Raw genomic sequence first — 12,820 nt, forward strand, 5'->3', positions numbered from 1 at the left:
TCAGGAGCGCACTATGTGGTTTCGTACCCTACTTTCAGCCAAATCGATTGCCGTTATCGGTGCATCTAATGATCCGCAACATAGCGGCTATCATGTTTTATATAATATTAGAGAATACGGCTTTAAAGGTGTGGTTTATCCCATTAACCCCAACTTCAAAGTTGTTCAAACCATGGCTTGCTTTGCTAATTTATCAAACTTACCAAGCTCGCCTGACATCGCCATTATCTGCAACGACCATCAAGCACAAGAACAGCAAAACCTAAATACCACCTTAACCCAACTCGACAAGATGGCCTGTTCTCTTGCCATAATCACTCATAATCCCCCGCATGATATTAGCCCAAATGTCAGCCCTAATAACAGCTCCAATGTCAGTAATGAGTTCAAGGTTACACCTAAGTTAAGTGCTAATAGCAAATCTGCAAAAGGCTTTCAAAATCTTAGAATACTCGGTCCTTGTAGTACAGGTTGGTTAGCGCCATGGCAACGTCTCAATCTTGGTTTCGCGCCAAACTCAATTAAAGTTGGTAATATTGCGGTGATCAGTCAATCTAACTCCATTTCGAGTGGCTTATTAGATTGGGCAGTCAATCGGCAGATCGGTTTCTCCCATTTTATCAATTTAGGGCAAAGCTGTGATTTAAGCCTAAGTGAAGTGCTAGCGCATTTAAGTCAAGATAGTAAAACCCAAACCATTCTGCTGTGTTTACGTTCAATTGACAATGGCCGCAAATTTATGTCGGCTGCTCGTACTGCTGCATTTGCTAAACCCGTGTTAGTGCTAAAAACACGCGCAATGCAAGCTCAACCAATCTCCTATAACACGATACACAATGTCCACCCTGATAATTCAAATGTTGATCCATTAGCCTTTGACGCAGCAGTGAAACGCGCAGGCATGCTGTCGTTTAATAACTTACAAGCGTTATTAACTTACGCAGAAAGACTTGCTCATGGTAAGCGCCCATCACTTCAAGCACATGGTCAACAACACAATAAGCCATTACTCATCATTAGCAACGGCTGGGGTGTTGCCGAACTAGCGATGACGGCGCTGAATCAACAACACCCACAATATGAAAAATCAGGCTTAGCCGATTTAAATAGCCCTTTAACTCAATCATTGGCCAATCACCCCAGCATACGCTTAGCCTCTAATCCAATTATATTAAAGGCCGCTACACAACCCAAAGACTATATATCTCTGCTCAAAGAAATACATAGCTTGCAACCTCAAGCGACAGTGTTACTGATCCACAGTCCTCAATACCAAGTTAACAACCAAGTATTAGCCCAAGCCGTAGCCGATTGGTTTGTATCTAGCAAAGGCAAAGCAAACTTAATGGTGAACTGGCTAGGTGAAACCTCTAATTTGGCTTGTCGAACGATTTTTGCGAATGCCAATATTAGCGCCTTTCGTACGCCTGAAAATGCTGTTAGCGCTTTTATGCAAATGCAAAGCTATATTGAAAACCAAGTCATGTTGCAACAGACACCAGAAGCGATACCAACAGATATTCAATATGAGCCAAACAAAGCTGAAAAAATACTCACGCAAGCTTGGCAACAAAATAAAACGAATAACGCTTTAAACCCTTTGGATTGCTCAGCCATGCTGGCTTGTTACGGAATGCAATCCGTTCCTTGTTTATTCGCAGACACCATTATCAACGCGGCTGATAAAGCCGAAGCTCTGGGCTACCCTGTCGCGTTAAAAGTGAATAATCCACAAAGTATGCCCTATAAAGCGCAATACGGCGGTGTACAACTCGATTTACAAAACGCAATGCAAGTGATAAATGCTGGCGAAAAGATGATGCAACAATTACAAGCCCACCCAACAAAAAACACCACAGAACATGGCTTTATTGTGCAAAAAATGTTGAACCGCGTAAGCAGTCATGAAATTCGCATCTTAGTTAAACGCGATAACACATTGGGTAGTGTAATTTATCTAGGACAAGGAGCATACGAATGGCAACTGCACCGAGATGCAATAGCCGCTTTGCCACCTTTAAATAGCGCCCTAGCCCATAACTTTATTAACCAAGCGTTTGAGCAAGGTAAGCTACGTGATCACCACAGCGTTTATCCTATAGATAGGCACAGTTTAGCTTTGTTTTTATGTCAGTTGAGTCAATTTATTATTGACCAACCTTCAATCACTACACTAGATATAAACCCTCTAGTCGCGGACAAATCCGCCATGTTAGTGCTCGACGTAAATATACAAATCAACGAACCGAAACTCGATAATCAGCAACACGCACATTTAGCGATACAACCTTACCCTAGCCAATGGCAAAGGAAAATTAAACTACCCAATCAGCAAGACATTATTATCCGGCCGATTAGAGCCGAAGATGAGCCGGCTCATCGCATTTTCGATCAACACATGAGCAACGAGGATAGGTATAAACGTTACTTTGGCAATATCCCTAAACTGGATCATTTTGCTTTAGCACGCTTGACGCAACTCGACTATGACCAAGAAATAGCCTTTATTGCGACTACCAATACACCCGCTAATCCAACAACGTTAGGTGTAGTACGCGCGCAATTTGCCAATGACAATGCCACAAATAAATCAATGGCTGAATTTGCCATTGTCATTCAGCAGAACTTTCAAGGCCTTGGATTAAGCAAATCTTTAATGCAACTATTGATTGATTATTGCCAATCTAAACAGATCAAAACACTAAAAGGCGTCACCATGTTAGACAACCATCAGATGGCAGGATTAGCAAAATCAATGGGCTTTACTGTAACCAGAGACTTCGACGCTGGCGAAATCTCTATGGTCCTGATGCTTTAACGTTAGCGAGTTGAGCGAGCAAGCTTTAGACATAACTTGTGTTAGCCGAAATCAATTCGGCCCACAATGGATACTTTTTTTAATCAGCTAAATAAGCTAACAATACGTAACAATTTGTAAATTCACCGCATTGCATTGTGCAATTTTTTGCTAGGCCAGTTACACTTCAATTATACGCTTTAAAAATACAGTGAATGCTTATCATGAAACGCTCTAACCTAATGATTGTCGCCATTGCGGCCGCCAGCTTAGCCGGCTGTGAATTAACCGATGAAAATACGGTTTCTATTCCTGATTTAAGTGCTACGTTGGCCAATCAAACCGGACAAGACGGCAGGGCTTGTGTCGATAAAGGCGATATTCGCGGCTTTGGTGCGCTTAACGACAGGGCTTTATTTGTCGATACGATGGGCGATGGTTATTTTGTCATGACCACATTATGGAGTTGTTATTCGTTAGATACCGCATTTCAAGTAGGCTTTGATTCACGCAGCTATCAAATATGTGGCGGGCGCTCGGATAAAATACTGACTAGTGATGAAAAATGTTTGGTCAAGCAAGTATTCAAATTTGATGATCGCAAAGCAGCCCACCAAGCCGTAGATAAAGCAGAGCTAGAGCGCGAGCAACTTAAAAAAGCGGCTGAGCAAAAACAAACAAATAAGCCAGAACACACTAACCAGTCTGCGTAAGTTAAATCGTTTAAAAAACGTAAAGGAAAGGTTTAAGCAGGATCAAAAACGGCTCGCCTAGCGAGCCGTTTTAAATTTTTTAATTGGTCTATTAATTTGCCAAAGTCAAAATGACTGGAAAAATTAACCTAACAATTCAGCTAATTTAGCGCTAACTTGCTCAACCGGCTGAGTACCGTCTAATTTAAAGTACTTAGTTTGGCCTTTTTCAGCCATAGCTGAATAGTAGTTGATTAACGGCGCTGTTTGCTCGTGATAAACACCTAAACGCTTACGCACAGTTTCAGGTTTATCATCTTCACGCGTGACTAAGTCTTCACCTGTTTCATCATCTTTACCTTCCACTTTTGGCGGATTGTAAACAACGTGATAAACACGTCCAGATGCAGGATGTTGACGACGGCCACTCATACGCTCAACAATCACTTCATCAGCAACATCGAATTCTAATACAGCGTCAATGTCGACACCGTTTTCGACCATAGCATCAGCTTGTGGGATGGTGCGTGGAAAACCATCAAGTAAAAAACCTTTTGCACAATCGTCTTGGGCAATACGCTCTTTAACTAAACCTATGATGATATCATCAGAAACCAAGTTACCCGCATCGATAACTTGTTTTGCGGCTAAACCTAACTCGGTTCCCGCTTTAATGGCAGCTCGTAGCATATCACCAGTAGAGATCTGTGGAATGCCATACTTTTGCATTAAGAATTGAGCCTGAGTACCTTTACCCGCACCCGGCGCGCCTAATAATATAATGCGCATAATCGCCTCTTGTATCATGAATTTAAACTGCCGCCAATTTACACGTTAGATAACTAAGATACAAGGACAAGAGCTCGCTGAATGGCTGCAAGACAAACTAATTTGCCATATAAAAGCAAAAAAGGAGCCGATTAGGCTCCTTTTCAAATAATTGTTGGCAGTTGAGCGTTTAAGCTGTGACTTTTAACAATAATTTATTTAAGCGTGATACAAAGCTCGCTGGATCTTCCAAGCTACCTTTTTCTGCCAATGTTGCTTGTAAAAACAACACGTCAACCCACTCTTTAAACGCTTCTTCGTCTGCTTCATCAGCCACTCGCTTAACTAATGCATGCTCAGGGTTAACTTCAAAAATGTACTTAGTTTCAGGCGCAGCTTGACCTGCCGCTTCTAACAACTTAGCCATTTGCGTATTCATGTCGTTTTCGTCAGTAGTAATAACCGCTGGCGATTCCGTTAAGCGATGAGAAACTTTAACGTCTTTAACTTTGTCACCTAACGCCGTTTTAGCACGCTCTACAAAGCTAGAAAATTCTTTTTCCGTTTCTTCTTGCTCTTTCTTCGTTTCTTCATCATCTAAGTCAGATAAATCAACATTGGCTTTAGCAACAGACTGGAATTGCTTTTCGCTATACTCAGTTAGATGCGACATCAACCACTCATCAATGCGATCTGACATCAATAAGACTTCAATGCCCTTCTTACGGAAGATCTCTAAATGCGGGCTGTTTTTCGCCGCATCAAAGCTATCAGCCGTAATATAGTAAATCTTATCTTGGCCTTCTTTCATACGCTCAATGTAAGCGTCTAAGCCAACCGATTGCTCAGCAGTATCGTTGTGCGTTGAAGCAAAACGGAATAACTTGGCGATCTTTTCTTTATTCGCAAAGTCTTCAGCTGGACCTTCTTTTAATACGTTACCAAACTCTTTCCAGAAGGTTGCATACTCTTGTGCTTTTTCTTCGTTCTTAGCCATACGGTCTAATAACGATAAGATCTTCTTAGTATTACCCGAGCGAATGCTTTGCGTGATCTTATTATCTTGTAAAATTTCACGCGAAACATTTAATGGTAAATCATTAGAATCAACTAAACCTTTTACAAAACGTAAGTAACTTGGTAAGAATTTTTCAGCGTCATCCATAATGAAAACGCGCTGAACGTACAATTTAATACCATTCTTAGTATCACGGTCCCACATGTTAAATGGCGCACGCTTAGGAATATACAACAAGCTCGTATATTCAGTTTTACCTTCAACTTTGCTATGGCTCCAAGTTAATGGATCATCAAAGTCGTGGGCAACTGTCTTATAAAACTCTTTGTATTCGTCTTCACTAATATCTGCTTTTTCGCATGTCCAAAGTGCCGTGCCTTTGTTGATAGCTTCCCACTTAGCTGGCTCTGCTGGCGAGCTTTCATTACCCTCTTCGTCAGTTACCGCTGGCACTTCTTCTTTGAACATTTGCACAGGAATGTTGATGTGATCAGAATAACGCGTGATAGTACTACGCACTTTCCAATCATCTAAAAACTCATCTTCGTCTTCACGTAAGTGTAAAATAATTTCCGTACCGCGCTGTGGTACTTCAATATCAGCAATGGTGAAATCGCCTTCGCCTTTTGATGTCCATTCAACACCTTGGCTAGCATCGACACCTGCGGCACGCGTTTTAACCACGACTTCGTCAGCTACGATGAAAGCTGAATAAAAACCAACACCAAATTGACCAATTAATTGTGAATCTTTGGCTTGGTCACCGGATAATTTACTGAAGAAATCAGCTGTACCTGACTTAGCAATTGTCCCTAGGTTATTGATCACGTCTTCACGTGTCATACCAATACCATTATCAGCGATCGTAATGGTACGCGCGTCTTTGTTTACTGATACACGAACGCGCAGGTCACCGTCATTTTCATATAAATCGTTATTTTCTAACGCCTTGAAGCGTAATTTATCGGCGGCATCTGATGCGTTTGATACTAACTCACGTAAGAAAATTTCTTTGTTTGAATACAGTGAGTGGATCATAAGTTGAAGTAGTTGCTTTACTTCGGTTTGAAAACCAAGCGTTTCTTTTTGAGCTGCTTCAGACATCTTAAGTCGTTCTCCTAGATGCGATATTAGAAAAAATAAATTATGCGTTTGCGACGATTATGTCGCTGTTGCAATGAAAAATGGGGATAAAGAAAAAAGATTCAAGGCAAAAATTAAAAAAAGATCCAAGCGAGAACGAACTGGATTTAAAAATTACTGGTTAACCGAATTGGTTTAAGGTGTGTACCTGACTGTCTTTCCCTAACAGTCGAGCAATATTACGCTGGGTTAATTCAACACTACCCGAGGTAAAATAAGTCACCTCGCCTTCTGTTTGGTTTACAGGATCCGCGGTAATTTTTAACAAGTCTTGAACGCGCTTAGCCACGGCTTTACCCGGCTCGATAATATGCACCGGATAATCAAAGCACGCCGCAATTTCATTTTGTAAGAATGGATAATGCGTACAAGCTAATACCAAAGTATCTGGCTTATCGACAATCAAACTTTGCAAGGTCGATTTAACAATACGACTCGATACTGATTTATCAACCCCTTGCTCGACTAATTCAACCCAGCCATTGCACACCAAATAACTCACTTGTGAATGCTGCTGACTGTAGCTAGCGACTAATTTATTTAATCGATTGCTGTTAATGGTGTTGTGGGTTGCTAATACCGCCACATGTGGCCGCGCCAAGTCATTAAGTGCCGGTTTAACCGCAGGTTCAATTCCAACAAAGGGAATGTCGTAGGTTAGGCGCAAACGGTCAATGACAGCCACTGTAGCCGTATTGCAGGCAATCACAATAGCTTGGACCTTTTGCTTAAGTAAAAAGTCAACGATAACGCAACAGCGCTGCCAAACTTGCTCGGTGGTTTTTAAACCATAGGGGGCATATTGGCTATCTGAGACATAAATAAAGTCTTGCTGAGGCAGTAAATCCGTCAGTTCTCGCAAAACGGATAAACCACCAATGCCTGAATCAAATACACCTATGGGTTGCTTGTTAGTCATGTTCATCAAAAAACGATTGTCGCCGCAAGCGACGACCTACAAGGATGTAGGAAGTGCCGATTATGTCCGGAACTATTTTCGGCCGACCTACAAGGATTAACCAACATTATTGTCATTAAAGAAGGCTAACATATCGTCTTCTGTCCATACCTTAACGCCTAACGATTGAGCTTTAGTTAATTTAGAACCTGCCTTTTCACCCGCCACTAAGCAATCGGTTTTGGCAGAAACACTACCCGAAACTTTGGCACCTAAGCCTTGTAGTATCGCTTTAGCATCGTTACGCCCCATGCTAGACAAAGTCCCTGTTAATACGAAAGTTTGCCCTTCTAATATTAAATCGGCCTCATTTGGTTTTTCAATTGCAGGCCAATGAATACCTAAATCTAACAACGCGCTAACTACTTCCTGATTATATGGCTCTTTAAAAAACTTAACGACATGCGCAGCAACCACTTCCCCCACGTCACTAACTTCAAGCAATTGCTCTTCATTGGCAGCTTGAATCGCGCCTAACGTAAGAAAGTGTTGCGCCAAATTAAGGGCTGTTGCTTCACCCACCTCACGAATACCGAGTGAGTAAATAAACTTTGGTAACGTCGTTTTTTTACCGTCGGCTAATGCTTGTATCAATTTAGCCGCTGACTTTTGCCCCATACGATCCATACAAGCAACATCAAACTGTTCAAGGGTAAACAAGTCTGCCGGCGTTTTAACCATGGCTTTATCAACTAAAGCATCAATTAGCTTGTCACCTAAGCCATCTATATTAAAGGCTTTGCGCGATACAAAATGCTTAAGCGACTCTTTTAACTGAGCTTGGCAATACAAGCCTGCAGAACAGCGAATAACCGCCTCACCTTCAACTTGCTGTAAAGCAGAATCACAAACCGGACAGCTTGTCGGGTATTCAATTTCTTTAGCATCGTCAGGTCGACGTTCTTTCACGACAGAAACAATTTGTGGGATCACGTCACCTGCACGGCGTATCACCACACTATCGCCAATTTTAACCGCCAAGCGGGCTATTTCGTCTGCGTTGTGTAAAGTCGCATTCGAAACTGTGACACCACCAACAAATACCGGTTCTAAACGCGCAACGGGTGTAACAGCGCCCGTACGACCCACTTGGAACTCGACATCATTCAGTATTGTGATTTCTTCTTGTGCAGGGAATTTTCGCGCGATAGCCCAACGCGGCGCTTTAGCAACAAAACCCAATTGTTGTTGTTGTGCAATATCGTCAACTTTAAAAACAATACCGTCAATTTCGTAACTTAAGTTGTCGCGCTTGGCTGCTATTGTTTCATAGTAATCATCACATGCCTCACCCCCTTGGACTTTGCGCACTTCCGGGTTCATCGGCAAGCCAAATGCCTTTAACTGCTCCATACGGCCATAATGCGACTGCGACATCAAACCATTAACGTCTTCAACATAACCAATTGAGTAGGCATAAAATGCCAAAGGTCGCGATGCCGTTATTTTAGAATCTAGCTGACGTAAACTACCGGCTGCAGCATTGCGCGGATTCGCAAATTGCTTTTGTCCCGACGCTTTTTGGTTTTGATTAAGGCTGGCAAAACCTTGCTTTGGCATAAACACTTCGCCGCGCACTTCTAATACTTGCGGAAAATCGACATTCAGCTCACCACGTAATGACAGAGGAATACTGCGGATCGTTTTAACATTCTCGGTAATGTCTTCACCAATTTTACCGTCACCCCGCGTAGCCGCTTGAACCAACAAGCCATTTTCATACATAAGAGACACGGCTAAGCCATCTAACTTAGGTTCACAACAAAAAGCCACTTGACTGACGGTGGTTAACCTATCCAACAAACGTTGATTGAAAGCCAGCATGTCTTCAGCAGAAAACGCGTTCTCCAAAGATAGCATAGGTAATTTATGCTCAACTTGGGTAAAGGCTTTTAATGCTTGGCCACCGACCTTATTACTGGGTGAATCCGCCTGAACCCAATCTGGATATTGACTCTCCAACTGTTTTAATTCACGCATCAACCTATCGTATTCAGCATCGGGAACACTTGGATTATCCAATACATAATACTGGTAGTTATAATCATTCAAGGTTTTAACGAGTTGTTGGATTTGCTGCTGAATAAGTTCGGCCATAATAAATATTACTGTTTAGATTAAAAATCGATACTGTGATTGGCGCTTAGTATAAAGCGCATTATTTTGCAGTAAACCTATTGTTTTTTTAACGGCTATTTTTCAGTACACTAGCGCCACAAAAATACACAATGGAATCCTTACAATGCCCTCTTTTGATATCGTTTCAGAAATTGACGCACCAGAGCTTTTAAATGCAGTAGACAACAGTAAACGTGAACTCGGTACACGCTTTGACTTTAAAGGCGTTAACGCGGATATCACTTTAAAAGATCTCACAGTGACTATTTCGACAGAGTCAGACTACCAAGTAAATCAAATCATGGATATTTTGATTAAAAACTTAGTACGCCGAAACATTGATACTGAATCTATGGACGCTGATGACAAAATCACCCACAGTGGCAAAACATTTTCTAAAAACTTTACCTTTGCTCAGGGTATCGACCAGGCAACGGCTAAAAAAATCGTCAAGTTCATTAAAGATCAAAAATTTAAAGTTCAAGCGGCTATTCAAGGTGATAAATTGCGCGTGACAGGCAAAAAACGTGATGACTTACAAACCGTCATTGCCGCGTTACGTGGTGAAAGTATGGGCCTACCATTACAATTCAATAATTTCCGCGACTAAATCTAGTTTAAAGCAGTAATAACCTTAGTGTTATTACTGCTTTATTGATATATATCATCGCAAGCCTAGCGCACTTAGCTAAACTCATGTCAAATAATCAGGATATGAGCTTATGCACCACCTTAGTCAGCAATTCATAAACAAATGCAGTTTGGCACTCAGCCAGTTACAAGCTGAAGTGTTGCAGCAAATTTATAGCAAAATCCAAGCTTCAAATGTCGAATTGGCACAGTTTATCGATAAGCCAATATCATCACTATCCGCTGAACAACAGCTTGAATTATTTGAACAGCACTTCGAGTATTTACTTAAGCAAGAGCTGCCAAAGCTGCGCAACATTTTAACGGCAGAAAGTCAGTTAGACATAGGTTTATATGGCATCTGCCCTTATTGCGAATCAGAGATGACTCCAGAAGCACTCAGCAAAAACCCTGCCATCCAAACTTGTTGTCAATGTTGTAAAGAGTGCGAAAAATGTCGAGACTAAGCTTTAGTCAAAGCGATCGGGTTTTAGGGGCAGGTTTCTAGTTCCAGACGAAACCTAAGTACTTACATCCATGTAAGCAAAGTCGAGAATAAGTGCTGACAATGAACCATAAAACCTGAGCGAGAAGACGATATTAATCCACATTGAAAATAAGAACATGCCGCCATACTAGTCTATACTCAAATTGACTGGGATAATTTGGACTTTTGTTATGGCATTTTCTTTTCAAAATTCGTCTTTTCGCGATCCGGATACTGGTGTCTATAATCTAAATTATTTTATGGAGATATTATTTCGCGAATGGCATAGGTCAATGCGCGAACAAGGTCAGTTATCACTCGTTTTAGTTCACCCTAGCTACCCACAACGTCATCATAGCCAAGAAAAGAAAGTGATCGCCAGTATCTTGGAAAAATCCGTTTATCGCGCAACAGATTTAGTTTCAATACTGAATGAAGATGACTTTTTACTCGGTTTATTTAATCTTAACAAATCAGGTACGGATGTGATTGTCGACCGGATCATCGCGCAAACTAATGAATTAAAACAACAGTTTGGAATTGAAATTTGGGCTGGCGGTTTTAACTTATCACCCAATAAAGATATCAGGCTAGAAACCGTATTTGATGAGTTACAGTTGTTTATCAATAGCCCGGATATTCATAATGAAAAACACTTTTCAATTTCGGAATACCAGCATCATTAACAAGAAGTTCTCTATATAAGCTCTGCACACCGCCTTGTAAATGAGCCCTAGCTGCTTGCATCGATTTTGGCATAGGCTTTACTCTTCAACCCAACAGAATATTGGTCATGCTTTAGGCGCCTGGAACAGACCAATGTATACCAAGCACAAATCGTTAACTGAATGACATGGGTGTACAGCTCAGCATGCAGCCAAAAAAATCACCATAAAAGCCACAAACAAAAAAGGAACCTTACGGTTCCTTTTTTAAACTAACTAAACAAAGTGTGGTTTAAATAATTTTTACGTTATTACGACCAGCCACTTCTTTAATATAGCCTGTCCAGCCTTTAGCTGAACGCGCTGTTTTCTTGTGCTTAGATGCCTCTAACGCATACTTATAAGCTTGCTTATATTGCTTGGTATAGAAGAAAGCTTCAACCAAAGACAATTGAATTGCAGGTGTTTTATCTGAACCAAGCTCAATCGCTTTTTCAAACGCCTTAATAGCACGCTTGTAATCTTCAGATAAGGTTAATAAATCACCTACTCGCTTATAGTAATCAGGATCTTGCGTTAATTCAGCGACTTCTTGATAATACTTAGCTGCTTTTTTGAATTCCTGAGATTGATGATAATAGTTCGCTAAAGCGCCTATATTCTTCTCGTCTTTCTTTAAAACACCTTCATTTAAGTATTTTTCTTGAATTTGTGCCGCTTTAATTGGAATGGCATTAGCTGCATACAGCTGAGCAATCGCAACAAAATGGTTTGGCTTAGTTAAGTGCCCTTGTTTATAAGCTAAGTCAAATGTAGAAAGTGCTCTTTCCATATTTTCGTCTAACAAATAAAACTGACCTAACTGGATCCAGTAGTTTGCCTTTTCTGGGAAAAGTTTTACTACGGTGGAACCCACTTCAATAGCTTCTTTAAACTTTTTGCGCTCGTAGTAAGAGCTCACTTTTAACAAGTAAGGCGTTACTGCCGGCTTTTTCTGTAAAGCGATAGCTTTATCAGCTGGTGCAATTAGTTCTTCTAGTTCTTTTAGCTGGTAATGAGCCGTGGCCATTTTCTGATAAACCATTTCGTCCTCTTTACCAGAGAAGTCCATCCAGCGTTGATAACCTTTAAGCGCTTCGCGCTGGTTACCTTCCTGTAGGTTTAAATCAGCTAAAAGTTTAATCGCATCTTCTTGTTCAGCTTGGTTAAGTACATCTAAATCAACCGCTTCTTTTAAAAGCTTAATTGATTTTTTTGCACCACCCTTCTGACCAGCATAGATACGGCCGAGAAGACGCTTGATGAAAGCTTGATCGAAAGGCTTTTTCGCTTCAATTTCTTCCAACATTTTAATTGCGTCATTAACACGCTCCTCAGCATAAACATCGAATGCAGCCTGTACTTTTTTACCGACTGATTGCGACATTACCTGAGTTTTACGTTTCTCTGTTTTCTCAGCAACCGCAACGCCCGGCATGATCAAGCTAACACAAAGTGTTGCTAAACCTAGACCAGTCATTACTTTCTTTGATATAGAAGAGAAA

General features: G+C 41.1%; 10 protein-coding genes. 5 read left to right on the forward strand and 5 right to left on the reverse strand.

What is annotated here, in order from left to right:
- The first annotated feature begins 13 nt into the window (after nt 1–13).
- A complete protein-coding gene (locus C2869_RS17385; protein WP_108604150.1) occupies nt 14–2,818 on the forward strand; it encodes a bifunctional acetate--CoA ligase family protein/GNAT family N-acetyltransferase in 2,805 nt (934 codons plus the stop codon).
- Nucleotides 2,819–3,021: 203 nt separating this feature from the next.
- Complete coding sequence (locus C2869_RS17390) at nt 3,022–3,510, forward strand: DUF6491 family protein (protein ID WP_108604151.1); 489 nt, start codon at nt 3,022–3,024, stop codon at nt 3,508–3,510.
- Between the two features lie 123 nt (nt 3,511–3,633).
- Here C2869_RS17390 and adk read toward each other — a convergent pair whose 3' ends face one another.
- The 4 genes from adk to ligA form a co-directional block, all read right to left on the reverse strand.
- Nucleotides 3,634–4,278 carry an adenylate kinase gene (adk, locus tag C2869_RS17395; RefSeq protein WP_108605108.1) on the reverse strand — a complete coding sequence of 215 codons (645 nt, stop codon included), beginning with the start codon at nt 4,276–4,278 and terminating at the stop codon, nt 3,634–3,636.
- A gap of 169 nt (nt 4,279–4,447) precedes the next feature.
- Nucleotides 4,448–6,379 carry a molecular chaperone HtpG gene (gene htpG / locus C2869_RS17400; protein ID WP_108604152.1) on the reverse strand — a complete coding sequence of 644 codons (1,932 nt, stop codon included), beginning with the start codon at nt 6,377–6,379 and terminating at the stop codon, nt 4,448–4,450.
- Nucleotides 6,380–6,539: 160 nt separating this feature from the next.
- Entirely contained in the window at nt 6,540–7,337 is a 798-nt protein-coding gene (gene murI / locus C2869_RS17405) for a glutamate racemase (RefSeq protein ID WP_159084219.1), read from the reverse strand.
- A gap of 96 nt (nt 7,338–7,433) precedes the next feature.
- Entirely contained in the window at nt 7,434–9,473 is a 2,040-nt protein-coding gene (gene ligA / locus C2869_RS17410; protein ID WP_108604154.1) for an NAD-dependent DNA ligase LigA, read from the reverse strand.
- A gap of 145 nt (nt 9,474–9,618) precedes the next feature.
- On the opposite strand from ligA, the gene C2869_RS17415 reads away from it, so the two are divergent.
- The 3 genes from C2869_RS17415 to C2869_RS17425 all read left to right on the forward strand — a co-directional run bounded on the left by C2869_RS17415 (nt 9,619) and on the right by C2869_RS17425 (nt 11,297).
- Nucleotides 9,619–10,104, forward strand: coding sequence for a YajQ family cyclic di-GMP-binding protein (locus C2869_RS17415; RefSeq protein ID WP_108604155.1), 486 nt, complete (start codon nt 9,619–9,621; stop codon nt 10,102–10,104).
- A gap of 112 nt (nt 10,105–10,216) precedes the next feature.
- Nucleotides 10,217–10,591 carry a hypothetical protein gene (locus tag C2869_RS17420; RefSeq protein WP_108604156.1) on the forward strand — a complete coding sequence of 125 codons (375 nt, stop codon included), beginning with the start codon at nt 10,217–10,219 and terminating at the stop codon, nt 10,589–10,591.
- Between the two features lie 211 nt (nt 10,592–10,802).
- Nucleotides 10,803–11,297, forward strand: coding sequence for a nucleotidyl cyclase domain-containing protein (locus C2869_RS17425; protein ID WP_159084220.1), 495 nt, complete (start codon nt 10,803–10,805; stop codon nt 11,295–11,297).
- Nucleotides 11,298–11,568: 271 nt separating this feature from the next.
- On the opposite strand, the gene C2869_RS17430 is transcribed toward C2869_RS17425, so the two are convergent.
- On the reverse strand, nt 11,569–12,795 hold the full coding sequence (locus C2869_RS17430) for a tetratricopeptide repeat protein (RefSeq protein WP_159084221.1): 1,227 nt from the start codon (nt 12,793–12,795) through the stop codon (nt 11,569–11,571).
- Nucleotides 12,796–12,820 lie beyond the last annotated feature (25 nt).

Origin of the sequence: Saccharobesus litoralis (genome assembly GCF_003063625.1) — a bacterium.
GTDB classification, from domain to species: domain Bacteria; phylum Pseudomonadota; class Gammaproteobacteria; order Enterobacterales; family Alteromonadaceae; genus Saccharobesus; species Saccharobesus litoralis.

Coding starts and splice junctions, on each gene's coding strand:
- htpG (WP_108604152.1), bottom strand. CDS start 6,379: ATGTCTGAAGCAGCTCAAAAAGAAACGCTTGGTTTTCAAACCGAAGTA.
- C2869_RS17430 (WP_159084221.1), bottom strand. CDS start 12,795: ATGACTGGTCTAGGTTTAGCAACACTTTGTGTTAGCTTGATCATGCCG.
- C2869_RS17385 (WP_108604150.1), top strand. CDS start 14: ATGTGGTTTCGTACCCTACTTTCAGCCAAATCGATTGCCGTTATCGGT.
- adk (WP_108605108.1), bottom strand. CDS start 4,278: ATGCGCATTATATTATTAGGCGCGCCGGGTGCGGGTAAAGGTACTCAG.
- C2869_RS17415 (WP_108604155.1), top strand. CDS start 9,619: ATGCCCTCTTTTGATATCGTTTCAGAAATTGACGCACCAGAGCTTTTA.
- ligA (WP_108604154.1), bottom strand. CDS start 9,473: ATGGCCGAACTTATTCAGCAGCAAATCCAACAACTCGTTAAAACCTTG.
- C2869_RS17390 (WP_108604151.1), top strand. CDS start 3,022: ATGAAACGCTCTAACCTAATGATTGTCGCCATTGCGGCCGCCAGCTTA.
- C2869_RS17425 (WP_159084220.1), top strand. CDS start 10,803: ATGGCATTTTCTTTTCAAAATTCGTCTTTTCGCGATCCGGATACTGGT.
- murI (WP_159084219.1), bottom strand. CDS start 7,337: ATGACTAACAAGCAACCCATAGGTGTATTTGATTCAGGCATTGGTGGT.
- C2869_RS17420 (WP_108604156.1), top strand. CDS start 10,217: ATGCACCACCTTAGTCAGCAATTCATAAACAAATGCAGTTTGGCACTC.